Here is a 20,428-nt window from a genome sequence, read left to right on the forward strand (position 1 = left end):
CAGCAGGTTAATAGTAGCTAGAACAAAATTCAAGGATAATAACCTTACACGATGAGAAAAGAAATACAGCTCAGGCTAAGCCCTGAAGAGGCCTTTGACGAGCGGCGGTTTGAAGCGGCAGTGTGTGAATTTGCGGGTTTGGATGCTGTGAATGATGATGTAAAAATAAGGGCGATAAAGCGTTCGATAGATGCCAGGGGACGAAAGGTAAAGGTCAATGTAACAGCCGAAATTTTCGTAGACGAAACCCCTCCATCCAGGATTACCGCCACTACTGATTATCCCAGTGTAAGTAAAGGAGCTTCTGTGATCATCGTGGGAGCGGGACCAGCGGGGCTTTTTGCAGCGCTTCGCATAATTGAGCTAGGAGGAAAGCCCATTGTGCTGGAGCGAGGGAAGGATGTGAGGGCACGTCGCCGGGACTTGGCGGCCATCAACAAGGAGCATTATGTCAACCCTGAATCCAATTACTGTTTCGGTGAGGGCGGTGCAGGGACTTATTCTGATGGAAAACTCTATACCCGATCAAAAAAGAGAGGTGATGTCAGAAGAATTCTGGAAATCATGGTGGCCCATGGGGCACGCGAAGATATTTTGGTGGATGCCCATCCCCACATTGGTACAAACAAACTTCCGCTACTGGTAAGTAAGCTTCGTGAGAGTATATTACAGGCCGGGGGAGAGATACTCTTTGATACCAAGGTCACGGACTTTATACTGGAAAACGGGGAAATGACCGGAGTGGTAACGGCCGATGGGGAGCGCATCCTTGGTATCGGAGTGATTTTGGCCACTGGACATTCTGCGAGGGATATTTTTCATTTGCTTCACCAGAAGTCAATTCTTGTGGAGGCAAAACCATTTGCATTGGGGGTAAGGGTAGAGCATGACCAGCAGTTGATCGATCAGATACAGTATCATTGCTCCACAGAAAGAGGGGCATACTTACCCGCCTCTTCCTATGCCTTGGTGCAGCAAACTGAGTATGAGGGAAAGCAGCGTGGTGTTTTTTCTTTTTGCATGTGTCCTGGCGGATTTATAGTGCCGGCGGCCACATCTCCAGGTGAGTTGGTGGTGAATGGCATGAGCCCTAGCAGAAGGGACAGTAAATATGCCAACTCAGGTATTGTGGTGGCCGTGGAGCTGGAAGATATTCCCTCGCAATATCAGATACATGGACCATTGTCAGCGATGATGTTTCAGGCCGATGTAGAAAAAGCTGCGTGGAAATCAGCAGGCAGCACCCAGGTAGCGCCTGCTCAGCGTCTGACGGATTTTGTAAATGGCAAGGTGAGCCAATCCCTTCTTGATACTTCTTATCAACCGGGACTGGCAGCTGTTAATCTGGCCGAAGAAGTGTTGCCACCGTTTATTTCAGCGCGATTGAGGCAGGCATTTAAGGGATTTGAGCGGAAAATGAAAGGGTATTTGACCAGTAAAGCCCAAATCGTAGGAGTGGAGAGCAGGACATCCTCGCCAGTCCGGGTCCCCAGGGACAGACAAAGCTTCGAGCATACGGAGGTAAGTCGGCTTTATCCCTGCGGCGAAGGTGCTGGATATGCAGGTGGCATTGTTTCTGCTGCCATGGATGGGGAACGTTGTGCAGAAAAACTAATGGAAAAGTATGGCAAATGATGCAAATAAGAAAACCGTAATAATTGGGGCGACAGGAAACCCTCAGAAATATGCTTTTTTAGCAGCGAAGATGCTCAAGGAGCATGGGCATCGTTATGTCCCATTGAGCATTCATGGTGGAGAAGTCCTGGGGGAAGATATTCTAGACCTCAAGGAGCAGCCGGCGGTACCTGATGTGCATACGGTGACCATGTATATCAATCCAAGTCATCAACCGGAGTGGGAAAAGTATATCTTTTCGTTGAAGCCAACGCGTGTGATATTTAATCCTGGCACTGAATATCAGGCATTTAAAGTCCGTTTGGAGCAGGAAGGAATTGAGGCTGTAGAGGCTTGTACTTTGGTGATGTTAAGGACCGGACAATTTTAGCGGTTCCAGTCAATTATGAGTGTTGATTTTTTGGGGTTTTATCGCTGTTTTGTGGCAAAAATGTCGTATTATTAAAGGCTGAAACTGAAATTGAAGAGAGAGGATAAAATCCTCTTTATTCTTTTATAAATCCAATTATGAGTAAAGAACAAGCGTCGAATTTAGGGGAATATTCCGCAGGGAATATTCAAATTTTAGAAGGATTAGAAGCGGTAAGGAAAAGACCTGCCATGTACATTGGTGATATAGGGGTAAAAGGCCTCCATCACCTGATTTGGGAAGTGGTCGATAACTCCATTGATGAGGCCCTTGCCGGGCATTGTGATACGATACACGTCACTGTCCACGAGGATAATTCAGTAGAGGTGCAGGATAATGGCCGTGGGATTCCTACCGATATGCACGAAAAGGAAAAGCGTTCTGCGCTGGAAGTGGTCATGACCGTCCTGCATGCCGGAGGTAAGTTTGATAAGGACACTTACAAAGTGTCAGGTGGTCTTCACGGAGTGGGGGTTTCCTGTGTGAATGCCCTTTCTATCCATTTGAAGGCTACTGTTTACAGAAATGGGAAGATATTTGAGCAGGAATACTCTAAAGGGGTTCCGCAGACTCAAGTGAAAGAAATCGGGGTGACTGATAAACGTGGGACAAGTATTCACTTTGTTCCTGATACAGAAATATTCAATGTCACCGAATATAAGTATGAGACCATCGCTAACCGTTTGAGGGAAATGGCTTTCCTAAATGCAGGAGTAAGGATTTTCCTTAAGGATATGCGCGAATTGGATGATGATGGCAATCCCAAGTCAGATGAGTTTTTCTCTGAGGGCGGCTTGGTAGAATTTGTGGAGTATTTGGACGAAACCAGAGAGAAAATCATCCAAGAGCCCATTTACATAGAGTCAGAGAAAAATGCTGTCCCTGTGCAAGTGGCCATGAGCTATAACTCCTCGTTCTCTGAAAATGTGGTTTCTTATGTAAATACCATTAATACCTATGAAGGGGGAACGCACGTTTCGGGGTTTAGAAGAGCATTGACGCGAACGCTGAAAGGCTATGCTGATAAATCCGGGATGCTGGACAAAGTGAAGATTGATGTGTCAGGAGATGATTTTAGGGAAGGGCTTACTGCGGTGATTTCCGTAAAAGTGGCTGAGCCGCAGTTTGAAGGCCAGACCAAGACCAAGCTAGGTAACTCCGATGTGGTCAGCGCAGTGGACAGTGCGGTATCAGAGGTGCTTCAGTATTGGCTCGAAGAGCATCCAAAAGAAGCTAAAATCATCGTTGGAAAGGTCGTTCTTGCCGCTCAAGCGCGTCATGCTGCAAGAAAAGCCAGAGAGATGGTGCAGCGAAAGAACGTCCTCGGAGGAGGCGGGCTTCCAGGAAAACTGGCTGATTGTGCCAATACTAATCCTGAGGTATGTGAGCTTTATCTGGTGGAAGGGGACTCTGCAGGCGGATCTGCTAAGCAAGGCAGGGATCGCGATTTCCAAGCAATTTTGCCCTTAAAAGGTAAAATTCTAAACGTGGAGAAGGCGCATGAACATAAAATTTATGATAATGAAGAAATTAAAAACATTCTTACTGCTTTAGGCGTTAAGTTTGGAACGGCTGAAGATGAGAAGGAGCTTGACCTTACCCATTTGCGTTATCATAAAATTGTCATCATGACTGATGCCGATATTGATGGGTCTCACATTAGGACGTTGATTTTGACACTGTTCTTTAGGTATATGAGATCCCTGATCGAAAATGGTTATGTATACATCGCATTGCCTCCATTGTACTTGCTGAAAAAAGGCAAGGATGAGCGTTACTGCTGGAGTGAGGATGAACGCGTAAAGCTTACTAAGGAAATGGCCGGTGATGGCAAGGTGGACAATGTGGGAATCCAGCGTTATAAAGGGCTTGGAGAGATGAACCCTGAGCAACTATGGACCACAACGATGGATCCGGCAAGCCGTACATTGAAACAAGTAACCATTGATTCTGCTGCGGAAGCAGATCATTTGTTTAGCATGCTGATGGGTGATGAGGTGGCTCCGAGAAGGGAGTTTATAGAAAAGAATGCTAAATATGCTAAAATTGATACCTGATTTTAAAGGTTAATATAAATTTAATTTTCAGGGGCTATATGCCCCTTTTTACTTATATTATTTTCGCATTTTTATCAGTATTTTTCCAGTGCCACATAGATGTAAGATGACAACACTAAAGCGGGAAGTTTTAGGAAGCTTGCGTTACGGGGCATTGGTCATTAAAGAGAAAAAATTATGGAGCAGCATACAATGGAGACGTCTGAGAGAGATAAAATTGATATCAAAATCCAAAGTAGTGATTTGATCAGCAGGGATCTTAGCTGGATCAAATTTAACTACAGGGTGCTCGACCAGTCTCAGAAATTATCGAGGACCATTTTCGAGAAGTTGAAATTTTTGGCGATCACTGCTTCTAATCTTGATGAGTTTTTTATGATTAGGGTAGGGTCACTGTACAACTACTTGGATTATGACAAAGAGCGAATTGATTATTCAGGTTTGAGAGAAGATCCTTTTAAGGCCAAATTAATGGATGATGCCCAAGGGTTTCACTTTGCGCAGCATGATCATTTTCTGCATGAAATATTGCCAAAAACAAAAGAATCGGGATTTGAGCTCAGCAATGTTCAAAATCTCAACGGTGATGAGCAGGAAATCATCAAGGAGTATTTCTACAAGGCGGTTTATCCTATGTTGACACCAATGGTGTTTGACGGATATCATACGTTTCCTATTTTGATGAACAAGCTGTTGATCTTTGGAGTGGTGACCATCAATCCGGGTGATAAAAAAGACAATAGAAAACTCTCTTTCGTACAGATTCCTTCTAACATTCCGCGATTCTACGAGATCGAACGTGAGGACGAAATGGTGTATATTCCCATCGAAGAAGTTATCCGCGAGCACATCGTTTCCTTGTTCAGAAATGTGATTATTGAAAGCATAAACCTCTTTAGAATCATTAGAAACGGGGATTTTACCCTGGAGGAGACAGAGGATATGGATTCCAATTTCCTGGAGGAAGTAAAGCGAAAGCTCAACGAGCGAAAAACTGGACGTGTGGTAAGGGTAGAGGTGGAAGAAGGCTATAGCAGATGGATGATGAACTTACTGAAAGACCGGTGGAATCTCCAAAATGACTCTGTCTTTAAGATCAAAAAAGAGAGCATGCTTGATTTTACTTGTTTTTGGCAGATTATCGGTGACAAGCGCTTTAAAGACCGTATTCCCCAGCCACCAATGCAAGTGCCGCCATTGAGTTATCCGCTTACTGGGAGCCAGGATATATTCCAGGTGCTAAAGCAAAAAGATGTGCTGCTGCATCATCCCTATAACAGCATGGAACCCATCATGGACTTGCTGCACAAGGCTGCTGAAGACCCTAGTGTAATGGCGATCAAGATGACCATTTATAGGCTGGCCAAGAATTCCGGGATCACACAGGCATTGCTTAGGGCAGTAGAAAACGGCAAACACGTGTCGGTACTGTTTGAGGTGAAGGCGCGGTTTGACGAGGAAAATAACATGCAGGAAGCCAAGCGACTGCAGAAGGCAGGTTGTTTCGTGATCTATGGTGTGAGTAATTTTAAAACCCATACCAAGCTGTTGCTTATTGTAAAGAAGGATGAAAACAAGGTAACAAGATTCGTACACCTTGGCTCTGGAAATTACAATGAAGATACCTCGAAACTTTATACGGATTTGGGCTTGTTGACGACCAACGAAGTGCTGGCCAATGATGTGTCTGAGTTTTTTAATGTAATTACAGGTCATTCAATGCCTTCCAATTATAAAAACCTGATTACAGCACCCCAGGGAATGCGGAGGCAGCTGATCGAGTTTGTGGAGCATGAAGCAGAGAATGCCAAAAGGGGACTGCCATGTGGAATTGTCATCAAGGTAAACAGCTTGGAAGACAGTGAGATTATTTATGCACTTTATCGTGCCAGTCAGAGTGGCGTACCTGTCAAGTTGATTATTCGTGGGATTTGCTGCTTGAGACCGGGAAGAAAAGGGTTAAGCGAGAACATTGAGGTTTACTCCATCGTCGGGGATTTCTTGGAGCACAGTAGGATATACCATTTCCATAATAACGGCGATTCCAGGACGTATGTGGGAAGTGCAGATATGATGGTAAGAAGTTTCGAGAAGAGACTGGAGTCACTATTCCGTGTGCAAGATCCATTCCTTGAAAAACAGCTGATGAACATTTTGGCGTATAACCTAAAGGATAATGTCAATGCCTATATTATGCAAGAGGACGGTTCATATCTGGCCAAATCACCAGAAGAAGGTGAGTCTGAGTTTAATATCCATAAGGAGTTTTACCGAGTGACACAGGATATTGTCGAAAATGTATCGTTAGTATAAAACAAAAGCCGGAAACTTCCGGCTTTTGTTTTATACTTTATTCTTATTTCGCTCATAGAGTACATTCATGACACCATCTTTTAGTCCTACATCAGGAACGATCATTCTTCTCGAATGGGCGGCCTCCATTGCGGTAAGGTAAATGGTAGTCGCGGGGATGACCACATCAGCGCGGTCAGGATTTAGGTTAAGAACATTTATACGTTCTTCAAAAGTAAAAGAAGCCAAGTAAGCCTGAACCTCTTTGATTTTATCGAAATCCAGGTAGCGCTTGTTTTTCCTCGGTTTTGATAGTTCAAATACCTTGTTGATATTGCCACCTGTACCGATACAGGTAATGGCATGTTTTTTATCGATGTTTTCTTGGATAAAGGTCTTCATGGCTTTCCAAACCTTGGGAGATTCTTTATGGTCTAAGGACCTTACAGAGCCAATTTTAAATGATCTGGAAGCTGTCTTTTGGCGGTTTCGATAAATGTTTAGTTCTGTGCTTCCCCCGCCAACATCGATGTGTAAATATGGTTTTTGGTCGATATAGTTCCAGAGCGCGATGTTGATCAGGTCTGCTTCTCTGTTACCATCGATGATTTGGATTTTTAGCCCGATATCTTTCTTTACTTCTTGGGCGATCGTTCGACCATTTTCTGATTCCCTCATTGCCGATGTGGCGCATACCATGTAATCGTCCACTTCATACAGGTCAATGAGCAATTTGTAAGCTTTCATCAGTTTGATGAATTTCTCCCTACTTTCCTCGCTAATCTTTTTGGTATGAAATACATCCTTACCCAGACGAAGGGGAAAACGGACATATTCCAATTTTTTGAAATTAATCTGCTCTTGGTGGTGGGTGACATGGGTGATTTGGAGCCTAATGGCATTAGACCCAATATCTACTGCTGCTAACTTCAAATTTTTCTGGATTAGTGGTTTTGTTAAAGTTAAAATCAATAAAATTTCTATCCCAAAATTAGAAATTTTAAAGGAATTACGTTAATGAATTTTTGATTTGAAGTTATTTTTTACGAGATATTGCCAATAATATAATACCTCCCGCGATAGCGATGCCTCCTGCATAGGGCGGCCAGCCAATGTTGTTTTCTTCGGTTTTGTTTAATTTTAAAGGCCCTGCGTCAATGACGGTTTCTTCCGTTTTGAATGAAAATCCAGTAAAAATAAACATGGCAATGCCAATGATGATGAGAATTATTCCTGTTAATTTCATGACAAACAATTTGAATACACGCTTACCATAACAAAAAACTTACCAAACCAACTTATCATGTCATTAATTACTGGGTGATGAGGATTGTTTTTTGACCCTGTACCTGTAAAGCGAAAGGATGATGCAAAAAGCTAAAATTAGTCCTACTACCATTAGAGATAGAACACTAGGAAAATGATAAATGGGGGCAATGACCATTTTGATGCCAATAAAAACCAGTATAAAGGCCAGCCCGTGTTTCAGGTAATGGAACATGTCAAATGCTCCCGCCAGTAGAAAGTACAAAGCCCTTAAGCCAAGAATGGCAAAAATATTAGAGGTATAGAGAATAACAGGATCTTTGGACACGGCAAAGATCGCAGGGATGCTGTCCACTGCAAATAACAGGTCTGTAAATTCAATGACTGCCACTACCACAAGCAATTGCGTTGCATAGCGCTTTCCATTGATCCGGGTAAAGAATCGGTCACCGTGAAAATTAGGATCCACCTTGAATAGCTTATGGATAAGCTGTGTGCCTATAGAATTGGAATAGTCATCAGATTCTTCTTTCTCCGGTTGCCAGGATTTCCAGCCTGCATAGATGAGGAAACCTCCAAAAAGGGTCATGACCACGTTAATTTCTACAGTTTGGCCGGCCAATTGAATAGGAGGAAGGTAGCTGAGCTCAATAAGCGTGACCCCGAAGAAAATGAAAATAGCCCGCATGAAAATAGCACCCAATATACCGTAAAATAGGACTTTGTGCTGGTAAGCATCCGGGACTTTGAAAAACCTGAACACCATGATAAAGACAAAAAGATTGTCGACACTCAGTGCTTTCTCGATGAGGAAGGCCGTATAATATTGGGAGGCTTTTTCCATCCCCATATCGAAATAGATATACCCTCCAAAAAGTACTCCCAGGCCAATCCACATCACCGACCATTTGAGAGCTTCTTTGATGGTGACCTTATGTGATTTTTTATTGAATATAAAGAGGTCTACCAGTAGCAGTCCAATGATCAGAATGCCAAAAATGATTAAAGTAGTGCTTTCTTGTTGGATGTATTTCACAAGTTTATAGGGATTTGAACTGCAAAAATAGCTGATTTTCCCGTATGTCAATATACTTTTCCTTACTTATCAAAAGGAAAAAATATTGGAATGCAAAATGTTGCAATAATCCAGAATAGGATGTTTAGCGGTGTTCCTACCTTCAAATAATCAGTGAACTTGTAATTGCCCGGCGTATAGATCATAGTGTTGGTCTGATAGCCCATTGGGGTCATAAAACTCAATGAAGCGGCGAAGGTCACCGCCATCAGGAAAGGACGGTCACTGACGTCCAGTGCTGAGGCAATACTGATAGCAATAGGAGCCAATAAGGCAGCGGTGGCGTTATTTGACATGATATTGGTCGAAAGAAAAGTCACCAAGAAAACCACGCTCATGATAGTTCTAGGGCCAAAATTCCCTAATTGTTCCACTAGAGTAGTGGCGAGGAGATTGGCAGCTCCTGTTTTTTCCAATGCTGTTCCCATGGATAAAATACCAGCCAGCATAAAGAGCACTTTCCAGTCCACAGAGCGGTATGCGTCCTCAGCACTGATTGATTTAAACAAGATGAGCAAAACCACCCCGAAAATCGCCGCAATCGGAATGGGCAACAGCTTAAATGCCGCTACCGTAATGACTGCTGCTACAATGAAAATTGTAAAGGCGATTTTTTTCCAGACCATTCGGGGCGAGGTATCCTCAGAAATAATCAACAGACTGTCATTTCCTTTGAGCTGATCGACCATTTCTTCATCTCCGCGGACGAGTAAGACGTCACCCGCAGATATTTTGGTGTTTTTTAGCTTTGTGTGCAGGATGTCATTACGGTGCCTGATGGCCAAAACAGTGAGACCTGGGTACGTCCTTCTAAAATCAATGGATTTCACCGTATTGTTGATCAGGCTGGAATTGGGAGGGACCACCATTTCGTAAAGTTTATGGCCTTGCGAACGGAAATCCTCATCCTTTAGCTTAAGGTCTATTTTAAGTTCGATTCCCTGGATATTTCTGATTTGGGTGAGCGTGTCTTTATCACATCGAACCCGGATGGTGTCCTCCTCCCGGATCACGGTATATTTATAAGCATTGATTACTTCACCGGTCTTCCGGATGACTTGGATAGGATCCATATTGTAGTCAGTGAATAACCTTGACATTTTGATGGATTTGCCTGTATCTTCAAATTTTTTGGTGACAAATATCTCGGTGATATAATCTCCCATGTCAAATGTCTCAGAAATATTGCGTGAGGGCTGCCTTTTTGGGATTAGCCATTGGCCTATGATCATCATATAGGCAATCCCTGTGGCCAGAAAGATGAGGCCCATTCCACTCATTTCGAAAATCCCGAAAGGTTTGGCGCCATGGCTTTGTGCAATGCCGCTTACAAGGATATTCGTACTTGTCCCCAGCAGGGTGCAGACGCCTCCCATTAGTGCTCCAAAAGAAAGTGGCATTAGGAGTTTGGAGGGAGCGATTCCGGTATCTTTAGCGATTTTTAGCACAGTAGGCATCAGAAGGGCAACGACAGCAGTGTCATTTATGAAAGCTGATAAAACCCCCGAAAAGACCATTAGCGTAAACATAAATGCGTATTCATTCTTTCTTCCCATCCGGAGAAATAGAATATTGATGGTGTTCAGGGAGCCTGTCCTGAATACCGCTGCGCTGATCACAAACATGGCACCAACAGTAATGGTGGCCGGATTACTAAATCCCGCCACTCCTTCTTCAAAAGTAAGGATACCGGTGACCATAAAAGCCAACATGACCATGATCGAAACCGTGTCAATAGACCATTTTTCAGAAAGAAACAAGACCATTGCGACACCAATGATCGAGAGTACTGTTATGATTTCGGGTGTCATAAATTACATTTTAGCATAATGGCCCCTTTTAATTTTTCTTCTGATTGTGAAAAAATTAATGAACCCAACAATTAAAAATACGACACTAATTCCAAATGAAATATAACCAAGGCCTTTTATATTTTGTAGGTCCTCGACCTTGACCAAGGCTGTGCCACTGACCAAAAAATACAAGCTGGTTCGAATATAGGAAAGAAGTGTTCGGTTATTTGCCAATTTAGTTCGCTGGCGCGCCAGATAATCTCTTACTATTAATTCATTTTCAGATTCTTTTTCCATAATTTTGGAGCGTATATTTATATTAATATCATAATAAATCTATCAAAAATGTTTTTTTCGAAGAAGAAATTTATTGCTGTTTTGTCCTTCTCTGCCTTACTATCCATAGGAACGTACGCACAGGGTGTATCTGACAGTGTTTCCCAGGTGGCTACAGATACCACTTATTGGACAAAAGAATTTTCGGCCGGACTTAATTTTAATCAGGGTGCTTTCAGCAGCAACTGGTCTGCCGGTGGTGTAAACTCCGTAGCGCTGGGTGCCATACTCAAAGGTAAGGCAAATTACCTCAAAGGAAAGTGGAGCTGGGATAACCAAATGGAAATGCTTTATGGTATGGTGAAGAATGAAGGTGAAGATGGGAGAAAGTCCAATGATAGAATATTTTTGGATTCTAAAGTCGGATATAGTTTATCGGAACATTGGGGGGCTTATTTTTCCGCAAACTTCCTTTCGCAGTTTGCCAATGGCTACAATTACGATGAAGATCCCAGGACGTTGATCTCTGGATTTATGTCTCCGGGGTACCTGACCACCTCGTTGGGTTTCGAATATAAGCCTAATGAGGAATTTGTGTTAAGGATCGGCCCATTTTCTCCCAGATGGACATTTGTGACGGATTTATCCATTGCAGATAACATAGAAGAAAATTATGGAGTGCCTGTAGGTGAGAAAGTAAGAACGGAATGGCTGGCACTACAGCTCTATGCCGAGTGGGACAAGGATATCAACGAAAACTTCAATATCCTATCAAGGTATCAAATGTACGCCAACTACGAAACATTGTCTTTTAAGAAGATCGATCATCGGTTGGATGTAACCCTTACAGCAAAAATAACAGAGATCATTAGCGTGACATTTACAAGCATTAACCTATATGATTATGATCAGGATCCAGGTATTCAATATAGTCAGGGATTGGCACTTGGGTTACTGTACAAGGTGAGTAACAAAAAAGAGTAGACAACATTCCTTTTTAGATAAATATTTTGTTTGTTCACGGAATTTATTATTTTTGTTTAACTGTGGTAGTTAAATAATAGTTGGTTTAGTTTTCAAAGTAAAGAGCAGGGAATTTTTCCCTGCTTTTTTCTTTTTTATTGATTACCGATGGTGATATTTACTATAGGCAAAGGTCAAATAGTGATTTTTGATTGGAGGAAGGAGGAGTAGGTTAAAGGTTTTTTATCAATCCTAAGAAATTTAAAGTCTATTGATAAACAATAGGAATGACCTAATACTGAAACATTTTCGTGCGTTAGGTATTTGCTTGTGGAAATTTAGACTTTTCCATTTTCGGTTTGTTCAAGGCATTTGCAGATAGGGGAGGTCTGTTTGGCAAAATCATACCCCTCCTGCCACCATCTGCGCATTTGATTGGGGTCAAAGATCAGTGAGTTTTCAGTGAGTTCTTTTGGGGGATAGTAAAAGTTCAATTTGACTTTTTTCTGGGAACCTTGGAGCTTACCAATGGTGATATCGTCATTGGAGATTTGATTGAGCATAAAGTCAAAAGTCCTCGTGGTGAGCTCCAGGGCGTTTTTGACAGGATTTTGGGGCGAAGTGGGTTTGTTTGTTTTGAGGACAATTATGTCTATTTCAGTAGCTCCTCTTCGGATGGATTCTGAAATAGGTACCAGATCGGCCATTCCTCCATCAGCATACTCCATATTGTTCTTTTCGACCAGGCTCATAAACGGGACCATATTGGCAGATGCCCAGATCCAGTCACAAAAATCGGTGTAATTACATTCTTTAAGAGATTTGTATTCCACCTGGTTAGTGCTGAGGTTGGATACCGTAATGACCACATCGGCACTGTTTGCCTGCATTTTTTTATAATCCTCTTTACGGATGCTTCTTCCGATGAGTTTGCGCAGGCTGCTGGTGTCACCAAAGGTTTTCTTTTGCTGGATAAACATTTTCATGATCCCCAAGTGGTTAATGCGGCTCCTGAAAGTCCCGTTCTCTTTTGTGATGATAAAGGGGCAAATGGTGAAAATATCCTTTTGTTTTACGGTGGTATAGACATTTTTGATTTTTTCGACATTGTCGATAGATAGATGGGGGATAAGCAGGCTTCCTGTAGAGGTACCCATAAACAAGTCATACTCAAGTTTGCATTCCCTTATTAAAAACTCTGCTATACCTCCAGCGTAAGCACCCTTGCTTCCACCACCTGATATTACCAATGCCCTCATAGATTCACTATTCCATAAAATTATAAACCGAAATAACTTACGCGGGCCATTGGCTATCTGCCAATTTCCCACGCTAGTATAGTTTATAAATTTACTGTTTTGTGGCTAAAAGCCAAATATCAAGATTGATGTTGCTCCCTGAGGAGGTCATTGATGGTCTTAACAGGATTAAAAGTGCCCAATGGAACCTCAACAAATATGGAGTTCCAGTCAGCCATTGACCCATTCCACAGTCCTGGGAGCTCTTGCGCTTTTAGGTCTTTCCCGTTTTTGGATTTTTGTGTGATAAATCCCGTTTCTGGATCGCGGTACTTGAGCAGGTCGAATTTATCTCCTTTATAATCTTTTACACCACATACCAGATCAGTTGGGTTAAAGTGAGAGGAGCTTCTAAAGATCTTTGCCACTTTATTATCGTTCAGGTCAAGTTGTGCTGTTTCACCAATCTGTAAGGAGAATGATCCATCTTTGTCTTTTACCCAGAAAGGTCCGCCCCCTGGTTCTCCTGTATTTTCCACCATGCCACATACACGCAGCGGTCTATTGAGTTTGCCCTTAAGGAAGACTGTTTTTTCACTGTCAGATAGGCTGTTGAATTGGGATGAAAGTCTTAATCCCAGCTTGTTTTCCAAAAGTTCAGCTGCTGTACTGATGGTCTTCTTGCTTGGATTGTCGTCCAATTTTTCAAGCAAGTCAAAAAGCTCCGTTTGGGTTTCCAAAAGGATGGAAGCAATAACGATTTTATATTTTTTAGTGGCTTCTTTAAGCCGGTCAGGGACTACATTATCGATGTTTTTAATAAAAATAAGGTCTGCATCGATTTCATTTAAATTTTCCAACAGTGCACCATGCCCGGCAGGTCTAAATAGGATTTCTCCATTTTCTTCCAAAAATGGTGTGTTATCCATATTGACCGCAATGGTGTCTGTAGAAGGCTTTTGTTGGGAAAAAGTTACTTCAAAATTCACCTTGAACTGATTATTCAATTTTTCCTTGAGCTGGTTTACATGTTCTTCAAAACGTGCTTGATGTTCTGGTGATACGGTGAAATGTAGTCTTACGGTGTTGTCTTTACCAAGCCCATACTGCAGGCCTTCAATAAAATGCTCATGGACAGGGGTACGGTTTAGATCATTATAAGTGTGAAATTTCAGTAGTCCTTTTGGCAATTTTCCATATCCAAGTCCTTCGTCATTTAGCAGGTAAGAAACAATGGTGGGAAATTCTTCCCTTTCCAGCAGCTCTTTGATATCCAATCCGTTTTCAGAGAGCATTTCCTCTAGGTCTTTGTAAAAAGCAAATGATTTTAGGTTGGAAATAAAGGTCCTTACGAAAGGGTTGGCGTCTAAACTCTGATCCTCAGCTTCTAAATATGCGAAGAGGTTTTTGAACATTCGCGTGGCAGCACCACTGGCCGGTACAAATTTCACGATTTCTTTATTCAAAGTCACGGAGCCATAGTTTTTCTCAAATGCGGAAATCTGCGCATCGGTGATTTCTTCTATCCCATTACCAATGGTTGCTGGCTCATCTATGGCTAAAAAGGGAAAGCCATTTTTGAAATTGGAAATCTGTTTTTCAATCTTTTTTGGATCCCTCCCTTGTAAGGTGATTTTTTCTTTTACTACTTCCTCAATCATGTCTCTATTACTTATAATTAAAAACTATAACTAAAATGGTAATTGTGTCCTAATAATTGGGTTTACGTACTACTATAAAAGCACTTGTTAAATCTCTTAAACAATTTACTGTGTCAATTTTATATAAAAAAATGTATTTTAACTAATTTTTTATGCTTTTTGTGATCAAACAGCCTTAAAGTAGATGGGGTAGTTCCAGGTGGTAATTTTAATATTGGTGAAAGGCTTGTGTAACATACTGCAATACTAAAGGTAAAGATTTTCTCCAATAAGTCCAAGTATGTCCTCCATCTCTTATTCTGAATTCATGGGGGATTTCATGCTTTCTCATGGCAATATGGACCAAACTATTTCCTTCATAAAGAAAGTCATCATCACCACAGTCAATATACCATCTGATGGCTTTCTTATCCTCTTCTGGGATTTGTGCAATTAGGGAGAGCGCATTATGATTTTCATAATACGCTTGGAGTTGCTGGTCTGTATAGTTCTTCGTATCCATTCTCCTTTTCATTTCATCTAAGGATAATGGGCCTACATAGGCACTTAACGGAGCTGCAGATGAAAATAATTCAGGATGATGTAAAGCGTAAATCATGCTTCCTCCGCCTCCCATCGATAGGCCTGCGACGGCGCGATACTGCTTTTCACCCTTAATACGGTATTTCCCTTCTACATGTGGAATAAACTCCTCAAAAAAGAAGTCTTCATAATTCCAGTCACCATCGATCTGGTTAAAATATCCTCGTCTGCCCGTATCGGCATCAGGCATCACAATGATCATAGGAGTAGCTTTTCCTTCATGGATGGCTCGGTCGGCAATATGAAGTACTTCTCCAAACTGCACCCATCCAGTCTGATCATCTCCTGCTCCGTGAAGCAGGTATAGCACTGGATAGCTTCGTTCAGATGTTTCATAATCAGGAGGGAGGTAGATCGCATATTTTCTTTCACTTCCCAAAATCTCACTTTGCAGCGTGAGCTCATCATATACTTTTCCGGTTTGGGCATAAGAAAGGGAAGAGGCAAGCAGCGATACCAATCCAATGAATAGACTTAGCATAATTTTCATGATGGGGTAAATTGGGTTTGGTTAAATATAAGGTTTATCCCGTTTTATCAAGCGGTTTGGAGGCGAAATTGTTTTAGCTGATCATCTATTGTTTTCACAAAAGTGATTTGATGACATCTTTCGCTTTGTCGAGCTGTCCCCTGAAAACCACCTTTCCTTCTGTATTAAGCACCACGACTGTTGGGTAGACGTACACCCCAAAATCATCCATGACTTTTTGGGTTCCTTGTAGGACATTGAAATCATAGCCTTTTTTACGGATGGACTCAAAAGCCTGGCCGGGATGGTCACTGTTCATAGGGCGATTAACAGCATAAATAGCGATTTCCGGTTGATCACGGTATTGCTCGTGGAGTTGCTGTAGGTCGGGAAATTTCTTCCAGCAGGGGGCACAGCCTATAAACCAAAAATCCAATAGGACAATTTTACCTTTAAGGTGTTCATTAATGATTTCTCGTCCCGCTTCATCAGTCACCTTAAATGTAACCGAGGTTTCTTCTGCCACCTGCCCTGAAGTATTGCCAAATTCTATATAATGAACCCATGTATCGTATATCTTAAGGTTTAACATAAAAGGGAAAAGAAACAGTAAGAAGGTGTAGTGGTAGCGTTTATTGATGTTACCCGCAGTGAAAATAGCAGCGGCCAATACTCCCAATACCAAACAGAGAATCGTGGGAAATACTTTCATGGCAAACTTTAAGCTAGGAAGACTGATAAAAGCAAAAAGAATGACGGCAAAGAGAGAAGCGGAAATCACCCACTTCGAAGGAAAAAGTTTCGAGAGCTTTTGGATGCAAAGTGCGTCAATCAAAAAAATCAACGTAAAGCCAAGCAGGGCACCAAATCCCCACAGGGTATAGTCCCTTGACAAGGATAAAATGTGAGCGCTAATAAAAAAAGTGACGATGAATAGGATGACTGACAGAAAAATCCTGATAATGGTTGTTTTCATGAATATATAAGGAATAGATGGTTAATGTTATAGAACGTTAGTTGGTTGAGCTAGGTTTAATCACCATTCGTCGATAAGTTTAAAACTGACTTTATCACCTTGTTTTTTTTGCGATAGGCAAGAGATTGCCTGAGGGGAAAGCTGAAGGACACGAGGATAGCCGCCTGTCACTTGGGCATCTCGCATGAGGATCATTAATTGCCCCCCAGGGGTCAATTGGACAGTCCCGGGATAGACGGGTGAGGTAAGGATTTCGCTGAGATTGTTGTCAACTTTTTCTTCCAGCTGTATGCCCATTCTGTTCTGTTTGGCAGAAAGGTGAAAATCCCTTGTCAAGAGCTGCTCGAAAAGTGCTTCATCCATCTCAGCTGCTTCAGCCCCTGGGTATACTTCTAACACCTCATCTTCAAACAGCGCATCATCCATGGCTACTTTGGCATGCGCAGCTGGTCGTTCATTTGTAGCGGCTTGATAGGAGAGCCGCATGCCTTTTTCCAGTTTGTTACTTTTGGTAATTCCCGCATACCAGCTTTTACTGCCCAGGACTTCTTCGGTTTGGAAACCGCCATCGATGCCTAGGTAAATCCTACAGCCTTTTTTTGCTGGAGAGAGTTTGAGAAAGTCGTCTGCTGCGATGTCGATGACGTGGTTGATGGGATAGGTGTGGCCGTTTACCTGAATTTTTATAGGGGCACCGGTGACTATGATGGTTGTGGGATGGAGAAAGCGAAATTCCCCACCGATCATGGTGAGTTCCAAACAAGCATCATTTGGAGCGTTTTTGAGTAAGTGATTGGCCAGTAGGAAGGACTGCTCGTCCATGGCTCCAGCCGCAGGAATTCCCCAATGCGCATATCCAAATCTGCCATGATCTTGAATGGATCCATAAAATCCCGGTTTGATGACTTCCAAAATTCCCTCAGATTTTTTCATGTTGCAGTTGGTAGTTTCCTTCTTTTATTTCCGAAATAATATCTTGATAACTTTCCTCCGTGACTGCCTCAAATTTGATTTTATCACCGGGTTGAGGTTTTAGCGGAGGATCCGATTTGACGTCAAATAATTGAACAGGAGTTCTTCCAATCACATTCCATCCTCCAGGGCTGTTCATGGGGTAAATACCCGTTTGTTTTCCGCCGATAGCCACTGCTCCCTTTTCGATCAATGGATCAGGCTGCTTTTTTCTGGGTACAAAGAGCTGGTTATCCAGACCACCCAGATACATAAACCCAGGCATAAACCCATAAAAATGTAAGAGATAATTAGGTGTTTGATGAAGTGTAATGATCTTGTCGGGAGCCATGCCGGTGTGTTTGGCTACTTTCTCTAGATCTTTTCCTGAGTACCAAACGGGGATCATCCATTTTTTCCTGGTGAAATCTACAGGCGAACCGCCATTTTTTTCAGCAATGTGCTCCAGTTCATTAAGGACATCATTGAGCCGAAAAGGTGATTTAAAGTGAAGACTTAAGCAATGATATCCCATGCTGACTTCCAGCAACTCATCCTGCCAAATCTTCTGGATATGTGTTTTCATGGACATCATTTCCATCAGCGTGGACTCATCGATTGAAGCAGGCCAATACAGTTCCAGTATCATTGGGGAGATATGCTTGTATTTGAATTGATGTGACATGGATTGGTTCGCTTTAATAGTGGTCGGAATAATGTCGTTTTTAATTTTTCAAGGCCTTATGAATGGCCTTGGTCAGCGCTAAAGCTCCGGGATTATCTCCATGGACACATACGGTATCAGCTACGATTTGGAGCGTTTTTCCTGATATGGTCTGCACCTTTCCTGTAACCATTTTTTTTAAGTGCTTGATGGCATCTTCAGGGGCGTGGAGCAGTGCATTGGGTTTGTTTCTGGAAACAAGGCTCAAGTCATCATTATAGTTTCTGTCTGCAAATACTTCATACCAGACTTCCAGTCCATTTTCTTTGGCTACTTTAGCCATGAAAGATCCGTAAGGGGCGTAAACGATGGCTTCAGGATAGTGGGTTTTAATAAGAGCGACGAGTAAACTGGCTGTATCCAAATCCTTAGCGGCCAAGTTATACAGGGCACCATGGGGCTTGATATGGTGCAGTGTGGCGTCAGTTTGAGAAAGGGCCTCTTGAAAATCCCTTAGCTGTGAAAGAATAGTCTCCAGCAATTGTTCGGCTGGAATATCCATGGTTTTTCGTCCAAAATGTTCACGATCTGGAAAGGAGGGATGAGCACCGATTTTTACATGGTGCTTTTGTGCCAATTTGATAGTGTTGGCCATCGTTTTTTGATCTCCGGCATGTCCACCACAGGCGATATTGCAACTGGTAATGTAGGGCATCACATCAGCATCGGATGACATTCCTTCCCCGAGATCGCAATTGATATCTATCGTCATAAGCTCCAGTTTTGTATCACACTTAAAATACTTTTACATCCCAATATCAAGGTGATGGCCCAAATGGCAAAGCCTAAAATATTGGCCAAAAGATTATTTTTGTAGGCGCCCATTATCTTGGGCTTATTGACCATCCATAGAATAAAGGTACTTAAAACAGGTAATAAAATCCCGTTTGCAAGTTGGGCCATTGCAATCAACTCGATTGGTTTGATTCCCAGAGAAGCAAAAATCACACCGAGTAGAAGAATGGCACTGAAGGTCCAGCGCATGGGCTTTGCCGAGAGGTTATTATTCCATCCGAAGCAGCTGCAGATCACAAGCCCACCTGCCAACGGTGCAGTGATGGATGATGTTATACCAGCCGAGAACAGACCAATGCCCAAAAAATATGGGGCAAAGGATCCTAACAGAGGGACAAGGCTTTCACTCAAATCAGTGATGACTTCCACTTGTTTGGCATTTCCCATAGTGCCGGTCACCAAAATGGCCATGGATACCAATCCCCCTAAAATAACAGCGATAAAAATGTCAACTCTTACGTAGCAAAGTGCTATTGGATTTTTCCATTTTCGTGAAACTAATGATGAATGGAGAAAGAGGTTATATGGAACCACTGTTGTTCCGATCAAAGCGACGATGGTGATAATATTATCTCTACGCACACTGGGGACAAAACCCGCCAGTAGTGTAGTTAAATGGGGCTTTCCCGCCACCGCTGTAACCAGAAACACCATACTCATCATCAATACCACCCCAATCATAAACCTCTCGATTTGTCTATAATTTCCGCACATCAAGAGTCCCCAAGCCACCAATCCCGTAAGCATGGGCATTGGCCGAAAATACCCTCCAAAAGTTGAGGTTGCCTTATTGGGTAGAAATACTTCCAAGCCCATCACTGCCCCACTAAGATTCCCTGCTTCATAGGCTGCATTTCCCATCACAATAGCTGTGATGACCAATCCCAAAGCGATTGTTCTAACAGCCTTGGTCGGAATTTCGGCTCTCATGACTTCAGGCAATCCCTTCTGGGTGATCAGACCGATTCTTGCGGCCATTTCTTGCAGGACGATAGTAGCGATCACTGACAATAACAGGGCCCATAACAGCTCATAACCGAAATTTACCCCAGCCATACTACATACCGCTACGGTTCCTGGCCCTATAAAGGCAGCCGCGACCAATGGTCCTGGCCCCAAGTATTTAGTCCAGTTTTTAATCATCCGTCATTTTCACTTACTGGAATTTGCATGATAGCAATCTAATAAAATCTGTGAATTTAAACCTAAAATACTTTTGTTGCGGAGGTTCCGATGCTGTTGTGTGTTATGTTTTGAGACGGAAAT

Annotated in this window: 18 protein-coding genes; 5 read left to right on the forward strand and 13 right to left on the reverse strand. The window is 42.5% G+C overall.

Annotation, left to right across the window (positions count from 1 at the left end):
• Positions 1-51 precede the first annotated feature (51 nt).
• From FKX85_RS14145 to ppk1, 4 genes are all read left to right on the forward strand, one after another.
• Complete coding sequence (locus FKX85_RS14145) at positions 52-1,635, forward strand: NAD(P)/FAD-dependent oxidoreductase (protein WP_141615350.1); 1,584 nt, start codon at positions 52-54, stop codon at positions 1,633-1,635.
• Positions 1,625-2,005 carry a CoA-binding protein gene (locus FKX85_RS14150; protein WP_141615351.1) on the forward strand — a complete coding sequence of 127 codons (381 nt, stop codon included), beginning with the start codon at positions 1,625-1,627 and terminating at the stop codon, positions 2,003-2,005. The genes FKX85_RS14145 and FKX85_RS14150 overlap by 11 nt, the downstream gene beginning before the upstream one ends.
• Positions 2,006-2,142: 137 nt before the next feature.
• Positions 2,143-4,101 carry a DNA topoisomerase (ATP-hydrolyzing) subunit B gene (gene gyrB, locus FKX85_RS14155; protein ID WP_141615352.1) on the forward strand — a complete coding sequence of 653 codons (1,959 nt, stop codon included), beginning with the start codon at positions 2,143-2,145 and terminating at the stop codon, positions 4,099-4,101.
• A 177-nt stretch (positions 4,102-4,278) separates the two neighbouring features.
• Positions 4,279-6,414, forward strand: coding sequence for a polyphosphate kinase 1 (ppk1, locus tag FKX85_RS14160; RefSeq protein WP_141615353.1), 2,136 nt, complete (start codon positions 4,279-4,281; stop codon positions 6,412-6,414).
• A 30-nt stretch (positions 6,415-6,444) separates the two neighbouring features.
• On the opposite strand, the gene FKX85_RS14165 is transcribed toward ppk1, so the two are convergent.
• The 5 genes from FKX85_RS14165 to FKX85_RS14185 form a co-directional block, all read right to left on the reverse strand.
• The gene (locus tag FKX85_RS14165) at positions 6,445-7,326 is read right to left on the reverse strand and encodes a Ppx/GppA phosphatase family protein (RefSeq protein ID WP_141615354.1); all 882 of its coding nucleotides are present in this window, start codon (positions 7,324-7,326) and stop codon (positions 6,445-6,447) included.
• 103 nt (positions 7,327-7,429) lie between these two features.
• Entirely contained in the window at positions 7,430-7,639 is a 210-nt protein-coding gene (locus tag FKX85_RS14170; RefSeq protein ID WP_141615355.1) for a hypothetical protein, read from the reverse strand.
• 63 nt (positions 7,640-7,702) lie between these two features.
• Positions 7,703-8,695: a TerC family protein gene (locus FKX85_RS14175; RefSeq protein WP_141615356.1), complete on the reverse strand. Its 993-nt coding sequence runs from the start codon at positions 8,693-8,695 to the stop codon at positions 7,703-7,705.
• Between the two features lie 62 nt (positions 8,696-8,757).
• Positions 8,758-10,545: an SLC13 family permease gene (locus tag FKX85_RS14180; protein ID WP_141615357.1), complete on the reverse strand. Its 1,788-nt coding sequence runs from the start codon at positions 10,543-10,545 to the stop codon at positions 8,758-8,760.
• A gap of 3 nt (positions 10,546-10,548) precedes the next feature.
• Positions 10,549-10,824 carry a YidH family protein gene (locus FKX85_RS14185; RefSeq protein WP_141615358.1) on the reverse strand — a complete coding sequence of 92 codons (276 nt, stop codon included), beginning with the start codon at positions 10,822-10,824 and terminating at the stop codon, positions 10,549-10,551.
• Between the two features lie 48 nt (positions 10,825-10,872).
• Here FKX85_RS14185 and FKX85_RS14190 point away from each other — a divergent pair, with 48 nt between their 5' ends.
• On the forward strand, positions 10,873-11,787 hold the full coding sequence (locus tag FKX85_RS14190; protein WP_141615359.1) for a DUF3078 domain-containing protein: 915 nt from the start codon (positions 10,873-10,875) through the stop codon (positions 11,785-11,787).
• A gap of 317 nt (positions 11,788-12,104) precedes the next feature.
• On the opposite strand, the gene FKX85_RS14195 is transcribed toward FKX85_RS14190, so the two are convergent.
• From FKX85_RS14195 to FKX85_RS14230, 8 genes are all read right to left on the reverse strand, one after another.
• Positions 12,105-13,025 carry a patatin-like phospholipase family protein gene (locus FKX85_RS14195; protein ID WP_141615360.1) on the reverse strand — a complete coding sequence of 307 codons (921 nt, stop codon included), beginning with the start codon at positions 13,023-13,025 and terminating at the stop codon, positions 12,105-12,107.
• Between the two features lie 119 nt (positions 13,026-13,144).
• On the reverse strand, positions 13,145-14,665 hold the full coding sequence (locus FKX85_RS14200; protein WP_141615361.1) for a DUF4301 family protein: 1,521 nt from the start codon (positions 14,663-14,665) through the stop codon (positions 13,145-13,147).
• Positions 14,666-14,873: 208 nt separating this feature from the next.
• On the reverse strand, positions 14,874-15,728 hold the full coding sequence (locus FKX85_RS14205) for an alpha/beta hydrolase (protein ID WP_394345019.1): 855 nt from the start codon (positions 15,726-15,728) through the stop codon (positions 14,874-14,876).
• A gap of 103 nt (positions 15,729-15,831) precedes the next feature.
• Positions 15,832-16,692 carry a TlpA family protein disulfide reductase gene (locus FKX85_RS14210; RefSeq protein ID WP_141615363.1) on the reverse strand — a complete coding sequence of 287 codons (861 nt, stop codon included), beginning with the start codon at positions 16,690-16,692 and terminating at the stop codon, positions 15,832-15,834.
• Positions 16,693-16,752: 60 nt separating this feature from the next.
• The gene (locus tag FKX85_RS14215; RefSeq protein ID WP_141615364.1) at positions 16,753-17,625 is read right to left on the reverse strand and encodes a 5-oxoprolinase subunit C family protein; all 873 of its coding nucleotides are present in this window, start codon (positions 17,623-17,625) and stop codon (positions 16,753-16,755) included.
• Positions 17,612-18,328: a 5-oxoprolinase subunit PxpB gene (gene pxpB / locus FKX85_RS14220; RefSeq protein ID WP_141615365.1), complete on the reverse strand. Its 717-nt coding sequence runs from the start codon at positions 18,326-18,328 to the stop codon at positions 17,612-17,614. The genes FKX85_RS14215 and pxpB overlap by 14 nt, the downstream gene beginning before the upstream one ends.
• A gap of 40 nt (positions 18,329-18,368) precedes the next feature.
• Positions 18,369-19,079 (reverse strand): 5-oxoprolinase subunit PxpA, encoded by a 711-nt coding sequence (gene pxpA, locus FKX85_RS14225; protein ID WP_141615366.1) that lies wholly within the window; start codon positions 19,077-19,079, stop codon positions 18,369-18,371.
• Positions 19,076-20,305 carry an Nramp family divalent metal transporter gene (locus FKX85_RS14230; protein ID WP_141615367.1) on the reverse strand — a complete coding sequence of 410 codons (1,230 nt, stop codon included), beginning with the start codon at positions 20,303-20,305 and terminating at the stop codon, positions 19,076-19,078. The genes pxpA and FKX85_RS14230 overlap by 4 nt, the downstream gene beginning before the upstream one ends.
• Positions 20,306-20,428: the final 123 nt, after the last annotated feature.

The sequence above is a fragment of the Echinicola soli genome, assembly GCF_006575665.1.
GTDB lineage: Bacteria > Bacteroidota > Bacteroidia > Cytophagales > Cyclobacteriaceae > Echinicola > Echinicola soli.